This window comes from Nitrospinota bacterium, assembly GCA_009873635.1.
Taxonomy (GTDB): domain Bacteria; phylum Nitrospinota; class Nitrospinia; order Nitrospinales; family VA-1; genus LS-NOB.
In genome coordinates, this window is record WAHY01000002.1 from 148,530 (window position 1) to 175,356 (window position 26,827).

The window sequence follows — 26,827 nt, forward strand, 5'->3', positions numbered from 1 at the left end:
TTCTTCCTGTCCATTAACGGTTAACTTCTCTTCAAGTTTCCAAAGAGGTTCATTGCGTGCTTCAACACCAACCGCCAACATTCTTGATACAGGACCGTCATCGAATTTTCCTGAATCGATTTTGCCGGTTTTTTTGTCATCACTCACCAAATCTTTGATAGCCGCTAAAATATCGTCAGGATTTTCGTTGCTTTTTTTGAAATAAATCAATCTTTCGATAATGATAGTGAGTGCAATGACGGATGCCAGGAAAATGGGGTACATCATGAAGCCCCCTTTACCCATCAATTCAATTCCGGAAAAAAATGTATCAATCATATTTTGTTATTAACCTGATTTATGCAGACAATAAAATTCCTTTGGATTCTTAATGCATCACTCACCCTAAGCAGTGAGTAATCAGAACCCACCTTTAATTTTTGAAAATGATTTTCAATTTTGAGTAGTATATGGAAAATTAATGAGTTATGTCAATCTCTTATTAGGTATTTGGGGCTGATTTTTGCTGACAGGGAAGGTCTGAATAAATAAATATTTGAAAGTTAAGGACTTAATTAGGATGGGATTAAGGAATGCAAGCTCAACCTGAAAACCTCAGATCCATACAAACTGAGAAGGTTTATCAACTTGTACTCCAAAACTTGTCAATTTCATGACTGTGCGGCGAGTTGTCCACAAGCGCCAAGAATGTCGGTCGCACGGTTTTCTCGGATGAAGGCAGAAAAATTATGTTCGATGAGATAATTTTGAAACTTCAAAACTCTTTGGCGCGATGGCGGCCTGTATTCAGAAGAATCAAAAGCATTAAATGAAATCAGGTTTATCTTGCAAGGCACTCCTCTCAGTAGTTTTACAAGTCTTACTGCATCTTCATCTGAATCGTTGATGCCTTCCAGCAAGACATACTCGATGGTATGGCGCCTTTGGGGTTTGAGAGGGTAGTGTTTAAGACAGTCTATTAATTTTTCGATGGGATATTTTTTGTTGATAGGCATTAAACGATCGCGAGTGGTGTTGTCTGAAGCGTTGAGCGATATAGCAAGGTTTATATGGATATCTTCATTTTGAAATGCCTTGATTTTTTCAACCAGTCCTGAAGTGGATACCGTGACTTTTCGGGTTGACAGTTTCATGGCTTCTGGCGAGGTCATGAGACGCAATGCATCCACTACCGGACGAAAGTTGTCTAGCGGTTCCCCCATTCCCATAAAAACAACATTTGTGATTTGATCTTTTTCTTCCAACTCCTGGTTGATGGCAATGTGCTGACCTATAATTTCACCAGCCGTTAAATTTCTTTTCAGACCGAGACTAGCTGTTAAACAAAACGAACAATTTAACCGGCAGCCAACTTGAGTGGAGAGGCATAAAGTTTTTCTGGAGTCAGACGGCATCCAGACACTCTCTACAACCTCTCCATCATCCAGCTCCAACAAGTATTTAATGGATCCATCTTCTGAATGGGTTCGGTACTTGATTTCAGGAAGTGAAAAATAGAAATGCTCAGACAGTTTCATTCGTAGTGACTTGGAGATATTACTCATCTCGCTAAAGTCGCGACAATTATTATGATAAACCCAGGTGAACACCTGCTGGGCTCTATAGGGCTCAACCCCCCAACTTGAAAAAATTCCTTTAAGGTCTGTTTCAGTGGTTCCAAAAAAGTTTTGAGCTTGTAGTTTGTGAAGTGGATTCATAAAGATCTGATAAGAAAAACTAAACCCTAAAAAATAAAAATATAGGAAAGTTTTGCCGAGCTATCAATTCATAAATAAATAATAATCGTTTTAACCAACATAACTTATTGAAAAACAAATAACTAGATCTTTCAGACGCTTACGATGCTTTTTCCCGGTTGCAACGTCTATAAAAAGGCGATATTTTTATATCCTCTTGATATTTAGGCCGTCTAAACACCTTGCATGACTTGGCATAAAACCTGAATACAGAAGATTCTATGCAATTAGCTGAATGTTATAAGATCCTGAATGTGCTTCCAGGGGAAGAATGGCATAAAGTGCGCAAATCATACCACTCCCTTGCCCGGCAACTCCATCCCGATATCAACCAATCCAAATCTCATTTTGATGATTCAAGGCTGAAACAAATAAATCAGGCTTTTGCAAAGCTCGAAACTCATTATAAAGCTAGTGGTTTGTCTGTCTATCAGGAAAAAGGTGGTCGGGAACAGACTAATTGGAAGAGATGGATTAAAGTTGTTTCCAGTAATCCTGCTGTTCAGTCAGCGATTAATGCGAGTTTGAACTTGCTTGAAAATTTAGATGATAAAGTTTTTCAGTTGGACATTCATAAAGACATAAAATTATCCAGGTCTATTCTTCAAAAAGGTGGAAGTCTAAATTTGAAATCTGGCAAAGAGCGCATTGAGGTCAAGATTCCTTCTGGTGAATGGAATCAAATGTCACTGAAAATTGAAGGAAAGGGAGAGAGCAGCCTGTTTTCTAAAAGGCGAGGGGACTTGATTTTGAACCTTCATGTGCCCAGTTCATTCGCTCCAGGCCTTGAAAACTCATGCTTTTCTTACGAAATGAAAATACCGTCTGATCAAATTGCAGATAAAAAGGTTTTGACTTTAAACTCTTCTGAAGGACCGATAAAGTTTGTCCTGCCTATTGACACTCGGGATGGGCAGACCTTTACGCTCAGGTCAGGTGGTAGTCATAATGTTCTTCACAGGCTTACCGTCCGGCTGGATTAAGTTCTCACCCATACGTTTTAAGAATATAGCCCATTACTCCGGCACTCAAAAAAGCAATTGCAAGTGTACAGCCCAATAAACTTATCAGGGGGGCAGGGGGGTGAGTATTGATACTTTTCTTAATCCATGTGCAACCCAGTCCTAATGCTGCCAGTGCAATTATCAGGTTGAACCAGGTTGCCTGTTGAATGGTGCTGGTATAAATAACATTGCTCTCCATGTTTGAGAGCAGGGCTACAGCCCATCCCAGCGAGGGCAGGCATAATATGTAGGACCAAATGGCGGTGTTGTTATCGGGCGATCGATAGCGTGAAAAAAAGCGCAATCCTAGAAAAGCCATGCCCCCCAACAATATCCAGCCGACAAGTTCATTGAGGTTTTTTTTATGCTTTTCATCGCGGATGTGTTTCAACGCTCCCAGCACATAACGTGAAACCTCGTCTTCATCCATTTCATAAAAACCACCCTGCTCACTGTCATATGCGAAAACCCGGGCGGTGGTTGATTCAGCAGGAAGGGCAATAGCTCTGTAGCCATCTTTCCCGGCTTTTTCTATTTCGAGGTAAACGATGCCTGAGTGATATTTCAAATTATATTTTTCTATTTCAGCATGCCCGGTAGCGTATCTCTTGTTTTCCTGATAAAACTTGTCTTGTATTTTCATCAGGTCAAAAAGAGCCTGGCGAGCCTGCACATCTGAATCCACTTCGAATATCTGACTGCATGAAGTGAAAAACAAAAGAAAAAATATATAAATAAAAAATTGTTTTGCAGAATCCATCAATTATAGTTAGGTGGAAAAGTAAGAGGAAAGTTTCAATGTATAACAAATGTGCTGTTGCTCGTCAATACCCCTTTCAGTTCAATAAACTACGCATAGGTAAAAGCGGTTTATCACTTGTGGAGTCTCTGGTTTGAAGAATTATAAATTTGTAACGGGTAACCCCAATAAGGTTCGGGAGGCTTGTGAAATTCTAAGTCTTGATCTTGAGCCTGTTCAAGTTGATGGTCTTGTTGAAATCCAGTCCCCGGACTTGGACGTAGTCGTAAGACATAAAGCTCTTCAGGCATACTCTGCATTAAACTGTCCGGTAATGGTGGAGGATTCCGGCCTATTGTTCCATGCATGGAATGGCCTGCCCGGTGCATTGGTAAAATGGTTTGAAGAAACGGTAGGGTGTGAGGGCATGTTGAAAATGGTTGAAGGGTTCCCGGATCGTGGGGCGACTGCGGTCTGCTGTTTCGCTGTTTATGATGGCAAGAATATCATGGTTGCACGAGGTGACGTTCGAGGCACAATTGCAGATAGTATTCGCGGACAAAACGGATTTGGTTGGGATGTAATCTTTGTGCCGGAAGGTCATGAACGAACTTATGGAGAAATGGCTTCTCAGGAAAAAAATGCCATTTCTCATAGAAAACAGGCATTAGACGAATTGAAGGAAATTTTAAAGTAAGTTTTGCAGCTGAGAATATAAATTGGTAATCGCTTTTTGATAGCCCGGTAGTTTTTGGTATATAGCTTCAGTATCCTGCTGGGGTTTTTTGTTTATTGATTGGTAGTCTTCAACCATTTGCCGCCATTGGAGAAGATTTTCTGTCCAGCCGCTTTCTATGGCCAATTCAAAACATTGCTCTTCGTTGGCAGCGCTCTCTTCAAGCTCCCCAAACCCCTTGATGCACTTGACCGCCATGGTATAAGTATGGCCAAACCTTTGCAGGGCAGCACTCTTAAAATAATCAGTGCTCTCTTGCTTCAGGGCTTCGTCTAACCTTTGCAGGTTCCAGTCAAGATGAGTCAATAAAACCTTTTTATGGGATTCTGGCATTTGAGATACGTTAAAATTTCGCTAGATATGAGAGTAATATGAAAAGGTTTGTTGAGATAAATAATTTCTTATTTTTAAAAATAAGGTTACTATTTCCATAAGTTCTGCCCTGAAATTTAGATGCTAGTTGTGTTATTTTATCTTAGTTTTTTAACCTGAGTTGATGTTTATATCATTATGAGTTCTGATAACAATATTTTTATTGATAATGGAGATGGTACTGTCACCTCTAAAGCTCACAACCTGATGTGGTGTAAAGCCGACTCAATGATTGATTTGAAGAAATGGGTCAATTATCAGGAGAGCGTTGATTATGTAAGAGGGTTGAACGACAATAAATTTGCCGGATATGAGGATTGGAGACTCCCTTCTAAAGATGAAATGGCAACTCTGTATGATAAAAGTTTTGAAAATTCGGACCAGTTTGGCAAAACCATCCATATTAGTGATCAATTTGCCTCTGGTGGGGGATTTTCCATGATTGCTCAACAGGTGCCTGGCCGTATGCGTGTTTTTGTATTAAATATTCGTGACGGGGAGTTTAGTCATCCAGATGGACTGTGGACTTTGACTGAAGCGGCAAGAGCAGTCCGCTCTCTTTAAAACCATACAATGTTTAATTACTAAAGAATAGTTGGAGAAATAAAATGACTGAGGAAATATATAATCCTCCTGAATCTGTTGCTTCCCGTGCTTTGATTTCAAGTATGGATCAATATAGGGAAATGTATGAACGATCGATCTCTAATCCTGACCAGTTCTGGTCGGAAGAAGCGGATAAGTTTACCTGGTTTAAAAAATGGGATCAGGTCCGTGACTATAATTACGATGTAAGAAAAGGAGATATCCGTATCGAATGGTTCAAAGGCGCAACAACCAATATCACGGTAAATTGCCTCGATCGCCATCTGGAAAAGCGTGGAGACCAAACGGCTATTTTGTGGGAGGGAAATGAGCCAGGTGATAATCGTAGTTTGACTTACAAACAACTCCATGAAGAAGTTTGTAAATTCGCTAATGTTTTAAAAAACCACGGAGTAAAAAAAGGGGACCGGATTTCTATTTATATGCCTATGGTGCTGGAACTTTCTATTGCCATGATGGCTTGTGCAAGAGTCGGGGCCGTTCACTCAATAGTGTTTGGGGGTTTTTCTCCCACAGCACTGGCAGATCGTATTGTTGACTCCAACTGTACGGTGCTTATAACAACCGATGGTGGTTTTCGTGGTGCCAAGCCGGTACCCATCAAAACCAATGCTGATGAAGCCATGAAGCTGGCAGAAAAGGAAGGCGTTGTGGTTAATTCCTGCATAGTGTTTAAACGTGTGGGCGATAAGGTTCCATCTGAAATGCAAGAGGGACGCGATACCTGGTGGCACGATGAAATGGAAGGTGCCAGTCCTGAATGTGACGCTGAAATTATGTCAGCCGAAGATCCACTTTTTATTCTCTATACCTCTGGATCAACAGGAAAACCTAAAGGTGTTCAGCATAATGTTGGTGGATACATGGTTTATACAGCATTGACCCACAAATACATTTTTGATTACCAGGATGGTGATATCTGGTGGTGCACCGCCGATATTGGCTGGGTTACCGGACATTCGTATATTGTTTACGGCCCCCTGGCAAATGGTGCCACAACAGTCATGTTTGAAGGCATACCTACTTATCCAGACTGTGGCAGATTCTGGGATGTTGTGGAACGTCTTAAAGTTACCCAGTTTTATACAGCACCAACTGCAATCAGGGCACTGATGTCTCATGGAGAAGATATTCCCTCAAAATATGATCTTTCTACGTTGCGAGTTCTGGGCTCGGTTGGGGAACCCATCAACCCCGAGGCTTGGCGCTGGTACTATAAAAATGTAGGTAGAGAGAAATGCCCCGTTGTAGATACATGGTGGCAAACTGAGACAGGCGGTATTTTGATCACACCATTACCCGGTTGTACCCCTGCAAAACCGGGCTCAGCAACCCTGCCTTTTTTTGGTGTGGTGCCCGAAGTGATTGAGGCTGAAACCGGTAAAGTTCTGGAAGGAAATGGAGTAGAAGGTGTTCTTGCTATATCTGAACCCTGGCCGGGACAGATGAGAACGGTATTTGGCGACCACAAACGTTTTGAGGAGACCTATTTTAAGCTCTACCCCGGTTATTATTTTACCGGGGATGGTTGTCGGCGTGATGAAGATGGTTATTATTGGGTTACCGGTCGAGTTGATGATGTAATTAATGTTTCCGGACACAGAATGGGAACGGCTGAAGTGGAGTCGGCCCTTGTGCTTCATGAAACTGTGGCTGAGGCTGCTGTGGTCGGGTTTCCACATGACATTAAGGGGCAGGGAATCTATGCATATGTTTCTCTCATGGACGATGTACAGCCCGATGATGAGTTGAAGAAAACATTGGTGCAGTTTGTAAGAAATGAAATAGGACCAATAGCTGCGCCAGATGTTATTCACTGGGCTCCTGCTCTTCCTAAAACCCGTTCTGGAAAAATTATGAGAAGAATATTAAGAAAAATTGCTGCTAATGAGGCAGATCAATTGGGAGATATTTCAACTTTGGCAGACCCATCGGTTGTTGATAATCTTAAGGCAACTTATGTGAATATATTTTCAGGGAAAAAATAACAGGACTGCTAATAAAATAGGCAATACAGAACCGGGATCATGGAGTCGAATAAGATTCAACTCCATGATTTCTCACCCCTACAGTGAAAAGAGAAAGGTGCCCCTCCCTCCCCAAATGTTTGAGCGTCTTTAATTAACTAACAGCCAGTGGGATAACTATATATTTTAAGCGAATAATAGCAACTGTCAATCGAAAGTTTTGATTTTTCATAGATAAATCATTATTGCGCTAGTTCGGACTTGTTTGGGGGAAGTAGAAATCGGTTTCAGCTTTAGTTTTCAAACGTTTCTTGGTAATTGCATATTTTGCCTTGAGCAATCCTTTATGTGCTGAATTATTAAGGGGTTCCAGGCGAATTGCGGTAGTGAATGCGGTTCTGGCTTCCAGAAAACGACCTTTTTCAAGATAAGACCATCCCAAACCATCATAAGCATCTGGCTGACTTGAGTTACGGCGGATTTCTTCGTTATAAGCGTTGATGGCTCCGATGATATTTCCCTGTATATAATTGGCTCTTCCCAATTTGGTTCTGGCTGTCGTCTGCATTTTGTATGGACTGATGGCATTGGATCCTGTCACTTCCTCAAATACAGGGTTTGGTTCCGGGTTCAATGCAAGACACTGTTCCAACATGGTTATTGCTGAGTCATATTTGCCCAGCTTGAAATAAATGTAGCCCATGCCTTTGCGGGACTCAGACTTGTTGGGTTGGAGTTGTAAAGAAAATTTAAACATTTGCATGGCCTTGTCATACAAATGGTTTTGGTAATACGTCCAACCAAGGGAATTATATACTTGCCAGCCGAAACGTTCTTTTGCAAGCAATGCCAGGAACTCAGGGGTCATGGCGAAGTCTGGGTCCAGTGATATTGCTTTTAGAAAATATTCAACACCCAGATCAGGATTTTTCAAATTGTGATGAATCCATCCGAGGGCCATATAAGGGGAAGCTCGTAGAGGATGATCTTTTAGAACTTTTTCAAAATATTTTTGAGATGAACTTAAAGACTCGCTTCTAAGGATACTCCAATCAAGTTTATACGCCAGTTCCTTGTTTTCAGGATCATGCTTAAGGGCAATCTTCAGATAGGGAACAGCATCCTGATAATTTTTTATGGCATACAGTGAAAAACCAAGTCCTTTGGCAGCAGAGACTTTATAGTCATCATGCTCGATTGATTTTAAAAACTTATCAATGGCATACTCGTATTGTTTTTTGTGGTATTGACTCCATCCAAGTCCGTTATAAGCGTGTGCCATGTTAAATTTTGGGGAGGGCCAGGTATCTACATCTATATAGTCGTGATAAATAATGGTTGCTAATTTGTAGTCACCCTTGTTGAAAGCCCGGTCAGCCTTATATAATTGTTTGTCCAAGGCCAATTGTACCTGCTCAAGACCCAGTTTTGAGACGCTGTCATGGGGTGAATATTTTTGCGCGTCTAAAAAATACTCGCGAGCTTTTTCATACTCTTTCCGGGCGAGAAAAATTTTTCCATACTGGTTGTAAAGGTGAGCCCAGTCATCGTATCTATCGAGTAAATCATCCAGCTTGTTAGCTGCAAGTTGGTATTTACCCAGGTCTATGTAGTTTTGTACATAAACAGCCTGGTGCTTTTTAATTTCCTCTATTTTCTGAAGGCCTTTGGAAGCTCCAATGAATTTAGGGTAAAGCTCCAGAATTTCCTTGAAGGTTTTTTCTGATTTATTAATTTGCTTGGCATGCAGGAGACTCCAGGCCAATCCGTTTACAGCGTCCAGGTTAGGTGAATTAGAGCGTGCTAGACTTTCGAATTGATTCGAAGCCTTAGAATATTTGCCTTGATAATAACTTTTCCATGCAGAATCCAGAGCGTTAGTATCTTCTGAAGGCATCCCCAAAAGAAGGCTTCGGTATCGTGGAAACTCAACGGATAATGTGAATATTGAATTGGACTCGAAGTTCGAAGGAACTACCTCCCATCGTTTTGTGATATCACCCTGATTAGAGGCCTGCCAATCCTCCATCAATTTATTAACATTTATCGAACGGAAAATTTTTGCGAGCTCTTTTTTGGCAGGCTGTATTCTTCTTTGTTCCAAGTGGATAAAAGCTTTTCCCTTATGAACTTCATAAGAGTGAGGGGAAAACCTCTCTGCACGTTCAAAACTATCCATGGCCTGTTGATATTGCTTTAGGCTGAAATAGCTCCACCCCATACCCAGTAAAGGTACAGGATCTTTTTTGTGAAGAGTGTGAGCGTGTTTGAAAGACTCTAAGGCCTTGTCAAAACGCTTTTGGAAAAAATATGACCAGGGTAGAAGTTGGATGGCTTCTTTATTTTCCGGCTGACTGGCCAGGGTTTTCTTTAAATAAAATTCAGAACTTGCATATTCTCTGCGGTTGAATTGATGTTTGGCAAACTGCAGGTCAATGTCTTTGTCTAAACCCAGGGCAGGGCGATAAGTGTCTTCAAAGGCATAAACAAGTTTGTCAACAGCCTCTCGCGTTTTACGATAGCTGTTTTCAAGTGTGCTGCAACCAGTTCCAGTGAATATCAGGAGGATAAAGCAGGTGAATTCTTTTAAAAATCGCAAGTCCCAACTCCATTTACGGGGTCAATTATCTATTAATTTATCGGTTTTTATAGAAATTATTTAAGCTATTTATTGTTAAAAATGCGATGTTAACCTCGTTTTTGGGCTGTTTTAAGGGAAAAACAGTATAAATAGCAAAAGACTAGATTTTTTTTTGTAAAAGCCCTGTAAAATGTTATGATCCAATCTTTTCACAACCCCTGCTAAAACAATGCGTTTATATAAATTTTTCATAATTATCAGCGTTGTCTTCCTGGTTTCAGGTTGCGCCGATAAAGACAATGAACAAAGTAACGATGATATCCACCCAAGCTTTTCTGAGCTTCCTGAAGTATCGCAGGAATCATCTTCTGAATCGATTGAACGGGTTGTTCCGATTCCAATTTCAGCTGAAGATAAAGCAATAGCCAGCAAGGCTCCTGAAGGAATGGTATTCATCAAAGGCGGTTGCTTTATTATGGGCAATGACTATACCCAGGAAGATGAAAAGCCGGAGCATGAGGTTTGCCTGGATGATTTTTATTTGGATAAATATGAAATGACACAGGCCCGCTGGGAAAAAGTGATGGGATTTAATCCTTCCAAGTTTGTCGGTGCGGACTTGCCTGTTGAGCAGGTAAATTATTTGGATGTGCAAAAGTTCATCAAGAAATCGAAGGGTGCCTGTCGTTTGCCCACGGAAGCTGAGTGGGAATACGCGGCTCGAGGAGGAGCATCGACCAGATACTTCTGGGGAAATATGGTTCATGAAGATTATACCTGGTATGAAGATAACTCAGGGGAAACCACACACCCGGTGGGAAGTAAAGCTCCGAACCAGTATGGTGTTTATGATTTGATGGGAAATGTCTGGGAATGGGTCAACGACTGGTACGAGCCTTATTATAAAATTCGCTCGAAGAAGAATCCTAAGGGACCGGAGACGGGAGAATCAAAAGTTGTTCGAGGCGGATCCTTTGATTCATCAGCAGGGGCATTGCGGATAACAAACCGGGTCTGGTTGCACCCAAAAAATAAAGTGTTTCCGAAAGTGACTACTTATGGCCAGATAATGAATGAAATATTCAACTATATTGGCTTTCGTTGTGCTCAATCCATTCCAAAAGACTGACTGTAGTCGTGTAACCTGGTATAGCTCACGATTTATCAGTGAGCTAATTCTTTTGACTTCTCCCAAAATGCTTTCAAAGTTTTGTCATGTTCTGCCTGCGCTGTTTTGCGTGTTCTGTTTAATTAATCGTAATTATCGAAAAGGATGTCTGTGACATTTTTATCTATCTTCCCTTCTGAGGTAAGCGATGAAAAAACTTTGATCACCTCTTCTTTGTTCATTCCTTCATGACCCGTTAATTAATTTCGATAGACACTGAAAGCATTGTATGAAATGCAGCAATGTAACATCCGCCTCTTAACAAGAAAGGAATAAAAAAGTTTAACAGGAGTGCTATCTGCTAAGGATACAGCTAATGATTGTATTGGAAGGTTTGGGCAAAAAAATAAAGCAGTTGGAATTCACTCACCAACAATGTGAAGTGGCAAATGAGAGATTACCTGCATTCGCTACATAGGCCAAACATGTCAAGCTTATGAGAAGTTATCGTGAATCCGTTGCGGCTGGCTATTTCTTCCTGAAGTTTTTCTATTAAGGGATGGTTGAATTCGATAATTTTTCCACACTCAGTGCATATCATGTGGTCATGGTGGCCGTGCATATATTTGTGCTCATACCTTTTCTGGCCATCACCAAAATCAAGTTCTGATGCAAGTCCGCTCTGTGTGAGCAATGCCAGCGTTCGATAAACTGTAGCCAGGCCAACTTTAGGATCGGTTTGGATGACTTGATTGTAAAGTTCCTCGGCACTGACATGTTTTTCACATTCAAGAAAGGCATTAAGAACTGCCCGCCTTTGCTTGGTTATCTTCAGTTTATTCTGAACTATATAGTCTTCAAGAACTTCTAATTCTTTGCTGGCCATAATTTTATCAGTTCAATTAATACAATGGTTAATCTAGCATGGTCACTTTAAAGGGTCAATCACCCCGCTGAACTTAAGATGCCTGATTATAGAAAAAGTTTTGTAAAATAAAATTATTCCGAGTTGGAAGAAAGTGCCTTTAATTCAGTTTCCAATTTTGATGCAGGGCATTCCAACTGCTCGCCATTTTCCATATTTTTCAAGACATATTTTCCAGACCGGATTTCGTTTTCCCCGAGAATCAGGCAAAACCTGCACTGAGATTTATTGGCCTTTCTCATTTGGCTTTTCATGCTGCCGGCTTCATAATCTCTTTCAACTCGAAAGCCTTTCAACCTTAAATCATGGGCAATTTTAAATGCCTCTGTTTTGGCTTCTTCGCCTAGACATACAAGAAAAATATCTGGAACTTTTTGTGAAGTTTTTATGTTTTCGAAAGGCACCAGCGATACCAGACGTTCAAGGCCAAGCGCGAAACCAAAACAAGGGGTTGATGGTCCTCCCAGTTCTTCAACCAGGGTGTCATAACGTCCTCCACCGCATATGGCATTTTGCGCGCCAAGGTTTTCCGATGTGACTTCAAATGCAGTGCGATTGTAATAATCTAATCCGCGCACCAGATTTGGATTAACGGAATAGGGGGTGCCAGCTGAATCAAGAAGTGAGCGCACTTCTGTAAAGTGTTCAGCGCTGGCTGGATCGAGGTGGTCAATAAGTTTTGGGAGCCCTTTTGCTATTTCACTGCATCGTTCCGCTTTACAATCAAGAACCCTTAAAGGATTACGCTGGTATCGTTTTGTGCAATTTGAACAAAGTTGATCAAGGTGTTTTTCAATTTCTGTCTTAAGGAGCTCGCGATATTGGGGGCGGCATTCCTGGCTTCCCAGGCTGTTTACCTGCAGTTTGATGTCTTTAAGGCCAAGCTCTCTGAAAAACTCCATGAGCATGGTCATCACCTCCACATCAACGGTGGGATTGGGTGAGCCCATAGCCTCGACCCCTATCTGGTTGAATTGACGCAATCGCCCTGCTTGAGGTCTTTCGTAGCGAAACATCGGTCCAATATAAAACATCTTAAGAACAGAAGGAGGATTATACATCTTGTGCTCTACATAGGCTCGCACTACAGATGCTGTACCTTCTGGGCGCAATGTGACGGAATCACCCCCACGGTCCTGAAACGTGTACATTTCCTTTTCAACGATGTCAGTGGTTTCACCAATGCTCCGGGAAAACAAACGTGTGTCTTCAAAAATGGGGAGGCGAATTTCTGTGAATCCATAACGAGGAAAAATGCTATGAGCTGCAGACTCAATGTGCTGCCATTTCCAAATTTCATCGGGCAGTATATCTTTAACACCGCGTATGCTTTGAATTTTCATAACAATTGATGATTAGGAAATAAAAAGGCTGGTAACGATGAATCTGTTTGCAATAAGAATGAAATTTAATGCCTGTCAACTGTATCAGGTTAACCGTTCAGCCACTTAAACCAGCCACCTTTTTTTACTGAGGTTGCCAGACGTTGTTCTGCCAATTCCACATCTTCTTTACTTCCAATGAACAGTGGCAGCCGATCATGAATTCCTGATGGTGTAATATCCAATATACGTTGTTTCCCTGTAGATGCTTTACCACCAGCATGCTCCACAATGAACGCAAGTGGGGCGGCTTCAAAGGAAAATCTTAACTTACCGTTAGGACTTTTCGTATCATGCGGATACATGAAAATCCCACCCTTTAATAAAGTTCTGTGAAAATCAGCAACCAGAGAACCTATATAACGTAACTTGTAAGGGCGGCCTGAAGATGAGGCGTCTTCTTTCAAATAGGCCACCAGATCTTTTTGCGGTTCATCCCAGACGACCCAGTTTCCTTCATTAATGCTGTAGGTGGATCCCTTGTCAGGTATGACCAGATCTGGATGCGAAAGAAAAAACTCACCCAGTGCAGGGTCGAGTGTGAACCCATGAACACCGTTGCCCGTTGTGTACACGAATATTGTGCTGGATCCATATGCAATATAACCTGCGGCAATTTGCTCATCTCCTTTTTGCATCAGGTCTTCATCCGTAATCTGGTCCCCGGGACTTTTCTTGCGATATATAGAAAATATAGTTCCAATACTTACGTTCACATCGATGTTGGAAGATCCATCCAGGGGATCCATCATAAATATATATTTACCGGGATTATCTTCAGGTGGAATGATATAAGCATCTTCTCTTTCTTCGGAAGTAATTGCGCAAACTGTGCCTGATTGCCCAATTATTTTGGTAAATGTGATGTCGGCAAACTCATCGAGTTTTTTTACTTCTTCTCCTTGTACATTTATCTTTCCCGTAAGCCCGAAAATATCTTCCCCGATTCCTGCACTATTGACTTCCTGGGAAATAATTTTTGCCGCTACCATGATCTCATTCATCAGGCTGGTAAATTCTCCCGTTGCACCGGGAGTAACTTTTTCCTGTTGCCTGATGTGTTGAACCAAGGTTGTGTGTTCCATAAGGAGTCAGTTATTGGCTAAATGTTTATATTGCGTTACAGTAGGCTTGCTTGTCGAAATTGTCTGAAGGGATTGAATAACGAAATACGTATTTCGAAAAACCCTATTACATTTGAAAGGTAGCTGATTTTACAACATTTCAAATAACAGGGCAATGAAAATGGAAATCATGATGTGGAAACGGGAATATTATTCAGTGTTTTCTGGTATCTCTTCCTGTCATTTTCATTCAAAATCTTCTTACGCAAGCGTATGCTTTTTGGTGTGATCTCCGCTAGTTCGTCTTCATTCAGAAAACCAAGGATTTGCTCGAGGCTCATAACTACAGGTGGGGTTAGAATAATATTCACATCTGACCCGGCTGCCCGCATATTGGTCAGTTTTTTTTCCTTGCAAAGATTAACCACTAGATCGTTGTCTTTTTTGTTCTCACCCACAATCATTCCCGCATATAGCTCTTCACCGGCCCCGACAAACATAGAGCCTCTATCCTGAAGATTGAAAAGAGAGAACCCGGTAGATTTGCCATCTTCCATTGCTATCAATGCACCATTGATTCGCTGGGCAATATCTCCACAATGCGGAATAAACTTATGAAAGGTACGGTTGATGATTCCTGTTCCCTTGGTCAAGGTTAAGAATTCAGAACGAAACCCAAAAAGGCCGCGGGTGGGAATGACAAATTCAAGCCTGGCTGTGGTTTCTCCTTGATCCATATTTTGTAAAGTGCCTTTGCGTTTTCCCATGGATTCCATTACGGCACCCAAATAAGCCTCATCAACATCAAGGATGACAAACTCTTCCGGCTCATGCGGAACTCCGTCTACATTTTTGACCAATACTTCTGGGCGGGAGATGGAAAACTCATAACCTTCACGGCGCATGGTCTCTATCAAAATAGTTAAATGTAATTCACCTCTACCGGAAACCTTGAAAGTGTCCTGAGTGTCTGTTTCTTCAACCCTGAGAGAAACATTGGATCGCGTTTCCCTGAATAAACGGTCCCGTACTTGTCTGGATGTTACAAACTCACCCTCCCGGCCAGCAAAAGGAGAGGTGTTTGAAGAAAAGTGAATGGATAAAGTTGGTTCGTCTATTTCAATGACAGGCAGTGGCTCTGGACAATTGTTATCAGCAATGGTCTCACCAATCTCGACTTCCTTCATTCCCGCTATGCCGATGATATCGCCAGTGGTTGCGGATTCAGACTCTACTTTTGATAATCCCTGATAAGTATATAATTTTGAAAGGGAAAAAACCTGTTTATTCCCTTCGCGATCAATTTGCGTGTAGCTGGTTTTTGCTTGAATTTTGCCACGTGTTATTGTTCCTATTGCTATTCTTCCCACGTAATCATCGTAATCCATCGATGATACCAGCATTTGAAAAGGACCTTCGGAATCACCCTCGCTAGCGGGAACTTTTTCGATAATCATATCGAGAAGAGGGGTGATATCACTATCCGGGTCATCTGGATTCAACCTGGAAATACCTTGTTTGGCAGATGTATAGATAACAGAAAAATCCAATTGTTCATCATTTGCGCCCAGTTCAACGAATAAATCAAAAACTTCGTCGACTACTTTTTCTACCCGCGCTGCCGGCCGGTCAATTTTATTAACAACAACAATTGGCTTTAAACCAAGTTCAAGAGATTTTTTTAATACGAATCTTGTTTGAGGCATTGGACCTTCTACCGCATCAGCCAGGAGTAATACTCCGCTGACCATTTTTAAAATTCTTTCTACTTCACCCCCAAAGTCAGCATGTCCTGGTGTGTCAACGATATTGATCTTGTATCCCTTGTAGTTTATCGCCGCATTTTTTGAGAATATTGTGATCCCCCGTTCTTTTTCCAGTTCGTTGCTGTCCATGATGCAGCTTTCCGAGAGTTCACTATCCCGGAACATACCGCTTTGCTTTAGAAGGCAATCGACCAAAGTGGTTTTCCCATGGTCAACATGGGCGATAATCCCAATATTTCTGATAAACTCCTGATTCAACATAGTTGTCTAAGTGTAGTTGTTAATTAATTGATGTACGATTCAGTTTGGACAAACGGGAAATAGAAAGCGACCTGCAGAGAGGTTAAATAATCCTAAGCTTATGGAAGGGTAAAAACCAATAAAGGGTTAGTTTCATTGCGCTAAAAATTTCAGTCTTAACAAATCAAGTTATCGAGTTTAGCAGATTGGTTGAAATTTACCTAGAGGAAAATAAGAATTGTAACTTATTGATTTTTATATGATAATTTCTGTATGAACCCTTTGGTTAAAGAATATTCCGATTATTTGAGAATCGAAAAAAGGCAATCTCCCAATACAATTGAGGCCTATTGTAGGGATTTAAGCCGTTTTGCAAGATTTTTTTCAGATAAAGACCTGTTTGATCTTACAACTAACGATATCCGCGGTTTTCTTCTTTCATTGCGTGATGAGGAGTTGTCACCATCTTCCATTGCGCGGAGTTTGTCATCGATAAAGTCTTTTTACCGTTATCTTTTTCAGGATAAGCAACTCAAAAATAATCCCGCTGAAATTCTGGAAACTCCTGGAAGGCTAAGAAAGCTCCCTAATGTATTATCGATTTCAGATGTTGAAAAACTTTTAAATTGCCCTGATACAGGAACAGTTATTGGCCTCAGAGATCAGGCGATGCTTGAAGTGCTCTATGCGACTGGAATGCGAGTGTCAGAACTTGTTTCTGTGAAAGGCAATAATCTCGATATGCTTGCTGGTTGTTTAAGAACCATGGGAAAAGGCAGTAAAGAACGAATTGTTCCCATAGGCATGGTTGCGAGAAAGGTCTTGGAAGACTACTTATTAAACTCAAGACCTGTGCTTGCCAAAGGGCATAAAGTTGAAGAATTGTTCCTGACCCGGCGAGCCAAACCCATGACACGGCAAGGATTCTGGAAAATACTTAAAAATTATGTAAAACAGTGCAATATAAAAACCGATGTATCACCTCACACATTACGACATGCATTTGCCACTCATTTGCTGGATAGAGGAGCAGATTTGAGGTCAGTGCAGCAGATGTTAGGGCATTCAGATATCTCTACCACGCAAATTTACACTCATGTCCTTGATAAAAGAATGCTTGAAGTTCATGACCGGTTCCACCCGAGAGGCTCGGGAGCTTTTTAAAAAGCTGTTCCAGACTTCAGCAACTATCGTCGGCTAGCCGGTCTTTTTGGGCCCCACGCTCAGTGGTTTTTGTTGGCTTCATGTCTGGTGGGAATTATTTTCTTGACTGAAATTACTAGAAAAGCTAACATTCAATTTTTTTCCCTCCTTCTGAATTGGCTTCCGGAAATGTAAAGGGTTTGAATTCAAAGGCTTTTCGAACCATGATTTTTGATATTGAGCATATTTATGAAGAAGGTCTGGATTTTGAGTTGCGTGAGTCAAAAGAACACTTCAGTATTGATGACTGTACATTAACTGAAGATATCAAGATTCAGGGAAGGTTGGAAAAAATCGGCCCAGAGATTTTATGTCAGGGCAGGGTGCAAACAGGGCTCCATGTTACATGCGCCAGATGTTTGAAAGATTTTAACTTTACAGTGAATGGAAAACTTAAGGCTCATTTCATCCCCAGAGTAGAAGATAATAACCTACCTGATGAAATTGAACTTACAGACTTGGATGTTGAACAGGAATATTATGATGAGGGTCAAATTGACTTGTCCTGTCCAGTTCGAGATTTGATATTATTGAGCCTGCCGCAAGTTGCTTTGTGTCGGGAAGATTGTGCAGGGTTATGCCCAGAATGTGGAGCAAACCTTAATGAAACAAACTGCGGCTGTGAAAAAGAAGGATCATTCGATCCGCGATTGGCTGTATTACAACAATTAAAAGACAAGTTGAAATAGGGAGATATTATGGCTGTCCCAAAGAAGAAAACATCTAAATCAAAACAGGGAATGCGTCGGTCTCATGATGGGCTGGGCGCTCCATCCTTTGTCGAGTGCCCTCAGTGTCATGAAATGGCTCGTCCGCATCATATTTGTGCGCATTGCGGATATTATAAGGGCAAAGAGGTGATGGAAGTCGAATCTGTTTAAAACCTTACTTGTCTCAATAACTGGTTATTAGTTTCCCTCTAGATTATACCCAACGCTCGCCGGAAAGGAGCCACACCCAGAAATGAAGATCGTGGTTGACGCGATGGGGGGCGATCACGCTCCGGAAGCCGCTGTTGAAGGTGCGGTTATGGCGGCTAGGGAATATGAAACGGAAATCATTCTTACCGGAATATCCGATCAGGTTCATAAGGTTTTAGAAAAATTCGACCCCGATCACAACCTTCCGATTCAGGTCGTCCACGCCGATGAAGTCGTAGAAATGCACGACAGCCCGGGCAAGGTCCTGCGTTCGAAGCGCAAATCCTCAATGAAAATTGGTTTAGACCTTGTCAAAGATGGTACCGCATCGGCTTTTTTAAGTGCCGGTAATACCGGTGCCGTTCTTGCTTATTCTACGTTAATTTTAAGGCCTTTGAATGGAGTCGACAGACCTGCTATTACAATTCAATTACCCACTTTGAAAGGCAACGCGATTCTTCTTGATGCAGGAGCAAATGTAGACTGCAAAACCAGCCAGTTATTTCAATTTGGCATAATGGGGCATGTTTTCGCTGAATACATACTGGGCAAGGAAAAGCCCCGTGTTGGATTGCTGAGTATCGGGGAAGAAGACGGCAAGGGCAACGAAATCGTCAAAGAGGCTTTTCAAATGCTCAAGTCCAGTCATATCAACTTTATTGGAAATGTGGAAGGCAAGGAGGTATACAGGGGTAATGCAGATGTAATCGTTTGTGACGGTTTCACTGGAAATGTGGCACTCAAAATTAGCGAAAGCCTTGCTGAAATGATTGGAACAAACCTCAAGCGAATGTTTCAAACTAATTGGCTCAGCAAGTTGGGGTATTTGCTGTTAAAACCTCAGTTGGACCAGTTCAAGAAAAAGGTTGATTATTCAGAGACGGGCGGGGCGCCCTTATTAGGTGTGAATGGTGTTGTCATCATTGCTCATGGTAGTTCGTCCCCCAAGGCCATAAAAAATGCCATCAACTGTGCTCGAGAATTAAGCGAGAAAAATATCAATGCTCATATTCGTGAAGATATCGAATCCAATTTGATGGACGTTGAGGCCGCAAAAGGTACTATTTGGAAACAAATTAAAAATATGGCTTTCGGAGGTGATTCTGAAGAACCTCAAAAGGAAGAACCAATTTCTGATCAAAATAATGATAAAAGCACTGACTAAACCTGACAACTTCTTATTCTGATGATCAATACTTATAAGGCTGTAATCGCAGGTACGGGTGCTTATCTACCAGAAAAAGTTCTCACCAACCAAGACCTTGAAAAAATTCTGGATACATCTAATGAGTGGATCATTGAACGTACAGGCATTAGTGAGCGAAGAATTGCGGCGGAACATGAATCGGCTTCAACGATGGCGGCAAAAGCCGCAAAACAGGCTTTGGAAGAGGGAGGTATTGGCCCTGATGAGGTAGATTTAATTATAGTCTGCACTTCCAGCCCTGACGTATTATTTCCTTCAACAGCCTGTTTTGTGCAAAATGAACTGCAAGCTTTCAAAGCTGCTGCTTATGATATATCAGCAGTATGCTCAGGCTATGTTTTCGGGCTTTCAATTGTCGAGCAATATTTGAAAAATGGGCGTTACGAAAATGTTTTGCTCATTGGAAGTGAAGTCAACTCCAGAATAGTTGACTGGACAGACAGATCCACCTGCATTTTATTTGGAGATGGGGCAGGAGCTCTACTGTTAAAAAAGGTAGACCAGAAAGAACCAAAAGGAATTTTGTCCACTCATATTTATTCAGATGGTCGGTTGTCGGATCTCATCTGTGTTCCAGGCGGGATTGGGAGAACAGGAGTGAATAAGCAAGATATCACTGATAAAAAATATTTTATTAAAATGTCAGGAAATGCAACATTCAAGGTTGCGGTTAAAAGGATGACGGATGTTATACGTGAAGCCTTGGGGGCCAATGAGTTAAGCACTGAAGATGTTGAACTTCTGGTTCCTCACCAGGCTAATCAAAGAATAATAAGTGCGGTTGCAGAGAGGTTGAAATTCCCCATGGAAAAAGTATTCATGAACATTCACAAGTATGGAAATACCTCTGGTGCTTCAATACCCATTGGGCTTGATGAAGCCAGGCGAAGCGGACGTATTAAGTCAGGGGATACAACCATGTTAGGAGTTGTTGGTGCGGGGTTGACCTGGGGATCGGCGGTGATTAAATGGTAAAAACAGCTTTTGTTTTTCCAGGGCAGGGGTCCCAGTTTGTTGGAATGGGGAAAGACTTTTATGACCATTTACCAGCTGCTCGTGAACTAATGCAAGAGGCCAACGATGTTTTAGGGTTTGACATTGCAAGTATCTGTTTTAATGGCCCTGAAGAAACTTTAAAGTTAACTGAAAACACTCAGCCAGCACTACTGGTACACAGTACAATGGCCTTGAAAATACTAAGGGAAAATGGTATAGATTCGGTAGTTGCAGCGGGCCATAGCCTGGGTGAATTTTCAGCTCTGGTTGCTGCGGGTGCCCTTCAATTTAAGGATGCGGTGAGATTGGTCAGGTTGAGAGGCCAGTTCATGCAGGAAGCGGTTCCTGTAGGTGTAGGGACTATGGCCGCTATTATTGGATTGCCGATTGACTCCCTACAGGAATTGTGCGATCAGGTTTCCACAGAATCTTCTGTTGTCCAACCTGCTAACTTGAACAGCCCGGTACAAACGGTTATTGCGGGCCATAAGGAGGCTGTAGAGCAGGTATCTGCAAAAGCCTTGGAGGCTGGAGCAAAAAAGGCAGTGCCTTTGCCGGTGAGTGCCCCTTTTCACAGTGCTCTTATGAAGCCGGCTGAGGTTAAACTTCAAAAAGAATTGGAACAAACTGAGTTTTTTGATTTGTCCATACCTGTAATCACCAACATCGAGGCCCAACCCATCACAAAAGGCAGCGATGCAAGATCAGCCCTTGTTAAACAGGTTTGTTCCCCCGTACGTTGGTCAGAAACAATGCAGGTATTGGTTGATCAGGGTATTGAGAGGGTTGTTGAGCTGGGTTCGGGTAAAGTCTTGTCTGGCCTGATGAAGAGATTTAATAGGGACATTGCTTGTTTTCAAGTGGGTGACCGAGAAAGCTTGTTGCAAACCCTGGCTACCCTGAAAGGTAATTGATTTAATTGTTCAAGTGGGGTGTTAAATGGAACTGCAGGACAAGGTAGCTTTGGTCACAGGTGGAGCTCAGGGTATTGGCAAAACCATCAGTGAAGAGTTGTCCCGTGAAGGTGCACATGTTGTTCTTGGTGATGTGAATCTGGAAGGATCTCAGGCTGCTGCGGACTCGATCAATAGTAATGGAGGTTCTGCCTCGGCTGTTAAAATTGATGTGTCCAACGCAGAAGAGGTGCAACAGGTTTTTGATTCGATTTCAAAGGACAGGAAACCGGTAGACATTCTGGTTAATAACGCAGGAATTACCCGCGATGGTTTGATGGTGAGGATGAAAGAAAGTGATTGGGACCTGGTTCTCAATATCAACCTCAAAGGGAGTTTTCTTTGCAGCCAGCAGGCTGCAAAGCAGATGATGAAACAAAAATCCGGAGTTATTGTTAACATAGCTTCAATCGTTGGAGTGATGGGTAATTTTGGGCAAGCAAACTACTCATCTTCCAAGGCCGGAGTAATTGGCTTGACAAAAACTCTGGCAAGAGAAGTAGCATCCAGGGGAATAAGGGTTAATGCCATAGCACCCGGTTTTATAGATACGGAAATGACACGGGTTTTGGCTGAGGATGTGCGTCAGAAATTGATTGAGCAGATTCCACTTGCAAGACTGGGACTGCCTGAGGATGTAGCGCGTTGTGTAGCTTTTTTAGTATCTGACAGGTCTAGTTATATTACAGGGCAGGTCATTAATTTAAATGGTGGTATGTTGATGTGATTCCAACAAGGAGTTTTAATAATTATGTCAGTTGAAGAGAAAGTTAAAGAAATCATTGTTGATCAGTTAGGTGTTGATGAAAAGCAGGTTACCGCGGAAGCTTCATTTATCGACGACCTCGGAGCAGATTCCCTCGATACTGTGGAATTGGTTATGGCGCTTGAGGAGGAGTTTGATATCGAAATTCCAGATGAAGAGGCTGAGAAAATAGCAACGGTTCAAGACGCAACAAGTTATATTACCAGCCGTACCAACTAATTGACCTTCATTTAATCCCCAGGGTGCATGCATGAAAAGACGCGTTGTTGTTACTGGATTGGGGATCGTATCGCCTCTTGGTCTTGGAGTGAGCGAAAACGAAACGGCTTTATTCGAAGGCCGTTCTGGGGTTGATTCCATTGAAACCTTCACTCCCGATGAAAACTTTCCTGTCAAGATTGCTGGAGAAGTCAGGGGGTTTGATCCACAAGAATACATAGATCGTAAAGAAGTAAAAAAGATGGACCGGTTTATCCATTATGCTGTTGCCTGCAGCAAAATGGCTTTAGAAGATTCCGGTATTGAGATCAACGATAAGAATGCTGAACGGGCCGGAGTTATGATTGGAGTTGGCCTGGGAGGCTTACCTGCCATTGAAAAATATCACGATATTATTCGGGAACGCGGTGTAAAAAAAATCACACCTTTTTTTATTCCGATGCTTATTGCCAATCTGGCATCGGGTCAGGTTTCTATATTGATGGGAACAAAAGGGCCGAATTCCTGTGTGGTGACGGCCTGTGCTACAGGGACTCACTCAATTGGAGAAGCCGCTCGTCTCATCCAGTATGGAGATGCGGATGTGATGTTTGCGGGGGGTACTGAATCGGTTATCACCCCACTTTGTATTGCTGGCTTTAATGCCGCTAAAGCTTTGTCGCACCGTAATGACAACCCCCAGGGAGCCAGTCGCCCATTCGATAAAGACAGGGATGGCTTTGTCATAGGTGAGGGATGTGGGGTTCTCATTCTTGAGGAATTAGAAATTGCCAAAAAACGTGGTGCCAGGATCTATGGGGAAATTATTGGGTATGGTCTTAATGGTGATGCGCATCACATAACGGCAACTTCGCCTAATGGAGAAGGCGCTTCACGCTGTATGAAGCTTGCCCTGAATAATGCAGGAATCAACAGGGAAGAGGTAGATTATATAAATGCTCATGGAACCTCGACTGCTGCCGATGCCACTGAAACCCAAGCTATTAAAACCACATTTGGAGATCATGCTTATAAGCTTGCAGTCAGTTCAACTAAATCCATGACAGGGCATTTGTTGGGAGCTGCAGGGGGAGTAGAAGCGATTTATACCCTGCTTTCACTACAAAAACAAATGATCCCCCCTACCATCAACTATACAACCCCGGATCCGGAATGTGACTTGGATTATGTGCCGAATGAAGCTCGTGAGAAAAAACTGAATGTGTGTGTTTCCAATTCTTTTGGTTTTGGTGGAACCAATGGAGTAATAATTTTCAAAAAATTCCAAAATTAATTTCAATCATGATCGAAGTATCCACTGATCGTAGAAATGAAGTTGCACCACTTCAAGACACCCTTGGTTATCAGTTTTCTGACCTGAGACTCCTCAATAAAGCCCTCACTCATAAATCATATGTGAATGAAAGAAATGGAGCTTTAAAACATAATGAAAGATTTGAATTTTTAGGCGACTCTGTACTTGATGTTTTAGTAAGTGACTACTTGGTATGTAAATACAGTGACTATGCCGAAGGAACCTTGTCGAAAATTCGTGCGGGTGTGGTCAATGAAAGTTGCCTGGCAAAAATCGCCCGGAAAATAGAATTGGGTAAATATATTCTTCTGGGCAAGGGTGAGGACTTGTCTGGAGGAAGAGATAAATCGTCTATCCTTGCAGATGCTTTTGAAGCTGTTGCAGGAGCTTTATTTAGAGATGGTGGATTGGAGGCCGCTTCCAGGGTTTTTCTTCCTCTCTTGGAAATAGAAATATCATCTTTTGCGCACTCTGGCGTTTTCAGAGACTTTAAAAGTGAATTGCAGGAATATACACAGGAAAAATGGATTTGCACTCCTTCCTACAAGGTGATTAATGAATTAGGTCCAGATCATGCCAAGAAGTTTGAAGTCGCTGTGATGATAAAAAGCCAGGTTAAAGGACAAGGATTGGGTAAAAGTAAAAAGGAAGCCGAACAGGCAGCTGCCAAAATGGCCATAGAAAGCTTTCCGGATTATCCTAAAAACTGAGAATTCTTTTAATTTCACTTTTTCACATAGTGTGATTTAAAATTAGAAGAGTTGGATACTAAATGGCCCAGAATAAAACTTTTAAGTAATACGAGATCATGCTCGAAGAATGGATTATAAAGAAAAAAGAAATTGAGGCGTCAAAGCACAACCTGGAAGGTGCGGATCTCTGTAACGCAAAATTAATGAGAGCGGAGCTTGAAGGCGCAAACCTGGCCCATGCAGATTTGACGTCGGCTTATTTAATACGAGCGGATCTTAGTAATGCAAACTTAATTGGAACAGATTTGACAGCCGCTGTATTAAGCGAAGCCAACCTTTCTGATGCTGATATGGAAGGGACAGAGCTTATGGACACCTACCTGCATGGTGCCAACCTCAAAGGAGTTGTCAATCTGACCTGTGATCAGATAGAATTGGCTAATTTTGACAAACAGACTATTTTCCCTGATTATATTACTGTAACCTGGACTGATGATGGATGTTGTGAGTGCCAGGAAAAATAGTTGACCCTTTAGCAATATCTTATCTTAATTAGTCAGCTAAAGTTATTTCAGGACGCAATAATGCAAAATCAGGAAGCTCTAAAGCTGATAAAAGATATCCTTTAATCAGTTCCTCAATTATCTTTCCAACTTATTTTGATTAATTCTGTTTGCTGACATCATATTCGTGACACACAAAAAACAACTAGTCATTCCAGTATTTGTTCCGCATGAAGGCTGCCCTTATCGTTGCTCTTTTTGCAATCAAGAAAAAATCACAGGTGCTGAAAAGAAGTCTGACAGGAAGATGTTGAGAGAGACTTTGCGCACTCACTTTCGGGAAGTGGACGAAACTCCTTTAACCGTAAAAAGGGAACTGGCTTTTTACGGAGGTAGTTTCACTGGAATTCCTGTTGAACGTCAGGAGTATTTATTAAGCTCTGTTCAGCCATGGATTATATCTGGAGAAATCCAATCATTAAGAGTTTCTACTCATGCCTTATTCATCGATAACTCACGTTTATCTATGTTGAGGCAATATCATGTTAAAACTGTAGAACTGGGTATCCAGTCCACTGACTGCGAAGTATTAAAACTGGTGGGTCGAGAATGTCCATTTAATGTTGTTCAGTCTGCTGTAAACACTATCCGAACTATGAAGTTTCAGTTGGGGTTGCAGTTGATGCCCGGTCTTCCCGGGGATAGTGAGCAAAAGTTTCTCAAGTCAGTTATGGATGTTATAGAGCTTAAGCCAGATTTTGTAAGGATATATCCCACACTTGTTGTAAAAAATACTGCTTTATATGATATGTATCGGAAAGGAATTTATGTGCCCTGGGATCTGGAAAGGATGATTGAGGCGGTTAAAGAAGCTATGATTAAATTCAATCAAGCCGGTATCAAGGTTATACGAGCGGGTTTACATCCTGACTCATCATTAATGAATAATTTTGTTGATGGTCCTTTTCACCCTTCATTTCGATATTTGGTCGATAGCCGAATTGCTCGTGAGCGGATGATAGACAAGATCAGAAACCTGGAACAGGTTCCATCGTCTATAACTTTCAAAGTTCCGGCCAAAAAGATATCTCAATTTTTGGGGCATAAAAAAGAAAATGTTGCTGTATTAAAAAATACATTTGGAATGAACTCTATCAATTTTGAGCAGGATGGTTCGAGCGAAACGCTGGAACTTGTTGCCTGACTTTTCTAACTATTGGTTTTCTAAAAAGGAGATAAATGTGGTTACTATAGGAATGAATTATAAAATGATACCCGGTAAAGAAAAAGTTTTTGAAGATGCTTTTGATGCGGTCATAAAAGTTATGAACGAGATGGAAGGCCATTCAAAATCTTTTCTATATAAAGATGTGAATGATGCGCAGTCTTACCTGATTGTTTCTGAATGGAATTCTGAAGATGCATTCAACGACTTTATGCAATCGGATAAATTTAAGAATGTGGTGAACTGGGGAAAAGAAAATATTCTTGCAGGGCGTCCTTCTCACACTGTCTATAAGCATTAAAAACTGCTAGGCGGGGTCCTTTTTTGGAGTGTGTTCATAATAACCATCTCGAACACATCGCTGAACTTTTTTGTAAAAAAGTTCTGTGTCATGGGGTAGTTCGCCAGGTATACGCCAGCGAACTTTGACTATCTTTCCATCCGGATGCTCAATGATGGAAGTAATTTCTCCAGTATTCCTGGAGAAGGGTTCATAAAGACTGTCGCCTGTTCTTAGTTTCATGGTTATCTGTAAGTTAAATAATTCATTATACTGTTTAATTATCTTGTGAAAAATCTAATTTTGGTAAATTTCATTTAGACCTATAGTTTGGAGGATATCT

General features: G+C 41.6%; 27 protein-coding genes. 18 read left to right on the top strand and 9 right to left on the bottom strand.

The window, feature by feature from the left end; all coding sequences use genetic code 11:
* Positions 1–650 precede the first annotated feature (650 nt).
* Entirely contained in the window at positions 651–1,697 is a 1,047-nt protein-coding gene (gene rlmN, locus F3741_02340) for a 23S rRNA (adenine(2503)-C(2))-methyltransferase RlmN (GenBank protein ID MZG29636.1), read from the bottom strand.
* A 260-nt stretch (positions 1,698–1,957) separates the two neighbouring features.
* On the opposite strand from rlmN, the gene F3741_02345 reads away from it, so the two are divergent.
* A complete protein-coding gene (locus tag F3741_02345) occupies positions 1,958–2,719 on the top strand; it encodes a DnaJ domain-containing protein (GenBank protein ID MZG29637.1) in 762 nt (253 codons plus the stop codon).
* A 4-nt stretch (positions 2,720–2,723) separates the two neighbouring features.
* Here F3741_02345 and F3741_02350 read toward each other — a convergent pair whose 3' ends face one another.
* Positions 2,724–3,500, bottom strand: coding sequence for a hypothetical protein (locus tag F3741_02350; GenBank protein ID MZG29638.1), 777 nt, complete (start codon positions 3,498–3,500; stop codon positions 2,724–2,726).
* A 133-nt stretch (positions 3,501–3,633) separates the two neighbouring features.
* Between F3741_02350 and rdgB the strand changes: the two genes are divergently transcribed.
* On the top strand, positions 3,634–4,176 hold the full coding sequence (rdgB, locus tag F3741_02355; GenBank protein ID MZG29639.1) for an RdgB/HAM1 family non-canonical purine NTP pyrophosphatase: 543 nt from the start codon (positions 3,634–3,636) through the stop codon (positions 4,174–4,176).
* Here rdgB and F3741_02360 read toward each other — a convergent pair.
* The gene (locus F3741_02360; GenBank protein ID MZG29640.1) at positions 4,168–4,548 is read right to left on the bottom strand and encodes a hypothetical protein; all 381 of its coding nucleotides are present in this window, start codon (positions 4,546–4,548) and stop codon (positions 4,168–4,170) included. The genes rdgB and F3741_02360 overlap by 9 nt on opposite strands.
* 177 nt (positions 4,549–4,725) lie before the next feature.
* Between F3741_02360 and F3741_02365 the strand changes: the two genes are divergently transcribed.
* Positions 4,726–5,151: a DUF1566 domain-containing protein gene (locus tag F3741_02365; protein ID MZG29641.1), complete on the top strand. Its 426-nt coding sequence runs from the start codon at positions 4,726–4,728 to the stop codon at positions 5,149–5,151.
* 44 nt (positions 5,152–5,195) lie between these two features.
* Positions 5,196–7,181 (top strand): acetate--CoA ligase, encoded by a 1,986-nt coding sequence (gene acs, locus F3741_02370; GenBank protein MZG29642.1) that lies wholly within the window; start codon positions 5,196–5,198, stop codon positions 7,179–7,181.
* Positions 7,182–7,410: 229 nt separating this feature from the next.
* Here the strand turns inward: acs and F3741_02375 are convergent, their stop codons facing one another.
* On the bottom strand, positions 7,411–9,759 hold the full coding sequence (locus F3741_02375) for a tetratricopeptide repeat protein (GenBank protein MZG29643.1): 2,349 nt from the start codon (positions 9,757–9,759) through the stop codon (positions 7,411–7,413).
* A 211-nt stretch (positions 9,760–9,970) separates the two neighbouring features.
* Between F3741_02375 and F3741_02380 the strand changes: the two genes are divergently transcribed.
* Complete coding sequence (locus tag F3741_02380; protein ID MZG29644.1) at positions 9,971–10,870, top strand: formylglycine-generating enzyme family protein; 900 nt, start codon at positions 9,971–9,973, stop codon at positions 10,868–10,870.
* A gap of 436 nt (positions 10,871–11,306) precedes the next feature.
* On the opposite strand, the gene F3741_02385 is transcribed toward F3741_02380, so the two are convergent.
* The 4 genes from F3741_02385 to typA all read right to left on the bottom strand — a co-directional run bounded on the left by F3741_02385 (position 11,307) and on the right by typA (position 16,247).
* Positions 11,307–11,735, bottom strand: a complete 429-nt coding sequence (locus F3741_02385) for a transcriptional repressor (GenBank protein ID MZG29645.1) — start codon at positions 11,733–11,735, stop codon at positions 11,307–11,309.
* A 113-nt stretch (positions 11,736–11,848) separates the two neighbouring features.
* Positions 11,849–13,117, bottom strand: coding sequence for a histidine--tRNA ligase (locus F3741_02390; GenBank protein MZG29646.1), 1,269 nt, complete (start codon positions 13,115–13,117; stop codon positions 11,849–11,851).
* A gap of 89 nt (positions 13,118–13,206) precedes the next feature.
* Positions 13,207–14,241, bottom strand: coding sequence for a class 1 fructose-bisphosphatase (locus F3741_02395; GenBank protein ID MZG29647.1), 1,035 nt, complete (start codon positions 14,239–14,241; stop codon positions 13,207–13,209).
* 167 nt (positions 14,242–14,408) lie between these two features.
* Positions 14,409–16,247 carry a translational GTPase TypA gene (typA, locus tag F3741_02400; GenBank protein ID MZG29648.1) on the bottom strand — a complete coding sequence of 613 codons (1,839 nt, stop codon included), beginning with the start codon at positions 16,245–16,247 and terminating at the stop codon, positions 14,409–14,411.
* A 252-nt stretch (positions 16,248–16,499) separates the two neighbouring features.
* Here typA and xerD point away from each other — a divergent pair, with 252 nt between their 5' ends.
* The 13 genes from xerD to F3741_02465 all read left to right on the top strand — a co-directional run bounded on the left by xerD (position 16,500) and on the right by F3741_02465 (position 26,505).
* Positions 16,500–17,390 (top strand): site-specific tyrosine recombinase XerD, encoded by an 891-nt coding sequence (gene xerD, locus F3741_02405; GenBank protein ID MZG29649.1) that lies wholly within the window; start codon positions 16,500–16,502, stop codon positions 17,388–17,390.
* Positions 17,391–17,593: 203 nt separating this feature from the next.
* Positions 17,594–18,118 (top strand): DUF177 domain-containing protein, encoded by a 525-nt coding sequence (locus F3741_02410; GenBank protein ID MZG29650.1) that lies wholly within the window; start codon positions 17,594–17,596, stop codon positions 18,116–18,118.
* 9 nt (positions 18,119–18,127) lie between these two features.
* Positions 18,128–18,310, top strand: a complete 183-nt coding sequence (rpmF, locus tag F3741_02415; protein ID MZG29651.1) for a 50S ribosomal protein L32 — start codon at positions 18,128–18,130, stop codon at positions 18,308–18,310.
* An 82-nt stretch (positions 18,311–18,392) separates the two neighbouring features.
* A complete protein-coding gene (plsX, locus tag F3741_02420) occupies positions 18,393–19,514 on the top strand; it encodes a phosphate acyltransferase PlsX (protein ID MZG29652.1) in 1,122 nt (373 codons plus the stop codon).
* Positions 19,515–19,535: 21 nt separating this feature from the next.
* On the top strand, positions 19,536–20,531 hold the full coding sequence (locus tag F3741_02425) for a ketoacyl-ACP synthase III (protein ID MZG29653.1): 996 nt from the start codon (positions 19,536–19,538) through the stop codon (positions 20,529–20,531).
* The gene (gene fabD, locus F3741_02430) at positions 20,525–21,466 is read left to right on the top strand and encodes an ACP S-malonyltransferase (protein MZG29654.1); all 942 of its coding nucleotides are present in this window, start codon (positions 20,525–20,527) and stop codon (positions 21,464–21,466) included. The genes F3741_02425 and fabD overlap by 7 nt, the downstream gene beginning before the upstream one ends.
* Positions 21,467–21,491: 25 nt before the next feature.
* Positions 21,492–22,232, top strand: a complete 741-nt coding sequence (gene fabG / locus F3741_02435) for a 3-oxoacyl-[acyl-carrier-protein] reductase (GenBank protein ID MZG29655.1) — start codon at positions 21,492–21,494, stop codon at positions 22,230–22,232.
* A 24-nt stretch (positions 22,233–22,256) separates the two neighbouring features.
* Positions 22,257–22,490, top strand: a complete 234-nt coding sequence (gene acpP / locus F3741_02440; GenBank protein ID MZG29656.1) for an acyl carrier protein — start codon at positions 22,257–22,259, stop codon at positions 22,488–22,490.
* A 31-nt stretch (positions 22,491–22,521) separates the two neighbouring features.
* Entirely contained in the window at positions 22,522–23,763 is a 1,242-nt protein-coding gene (gene fabF, locus F3741_02445; GenBank protein MZG29657.1) for a beta-ketoacyl-ACP synthase II, read from the top strand.
* A gap of 8 nt (positions 23,764–23,771) precedes the next feature.
* Positions 23,772–24,494 (top strand): ribonuclease III, encoded by a 723-nt coding sequence (gene rnc, locus F3741_02450; GenBank protein MZG29658.1) that lies wholly within the window; start codon positions 23,772–23,774, stop codon positions 24,492–24,494.
* A 98-nt stretch (positions 24,495–24,592) separates the two neighbouring features.
* Positions 24,593–25,000 (top strand): pentapeptide repeat-containing protein, encoded by a 408-nt coding sequence (locus tag F3741_02455; GenBank protein MZG29659.1) that lies wholly within the window; start codon positions 24,593–24,595, stop codon positions 24,998–25,000.
* Positions 25,001–25,166: 166 nt separating this feature from the next.
* Complete coding sequence (locus F3741_02460) at positions 25,167–26,183, top strand: radical SAM protein (GenBank protein MZG29660.1); 1,017 nt, start codon at positions 25,167–25,169, stop codon at positions 26,181–26,183.
* A gap of 37 nt (positions 26,184–26,220) precedes the next feature.
* Positions 26,221–26,505, top strand: a complete 285-nt coding sequence (locus F3741_02465) for an antibiotic biosynthesis monooxygenase (protein ID MZG29661.1) — start codon at positions 26,221–26,223, stop codon at positions 26,503–26,505.
* Between the two features lie 6 nt (positions 26,506–26,511).
* Here F3741_02465 and F3741_02470 read toward each other — a convergent pair whose 3' ends face one another.
* Positions 26,512–26,727, bottom strand: a complete 216-nt coding sequence (locus F3741_02470; protein ID MZG29662.1) for a hypothetical protein — start codon at positions 26,725–26,727, stop codon at positions 26,512–26,514.
* Positions 26,728–26,827 lie beyond the last annotated feature (100 nt).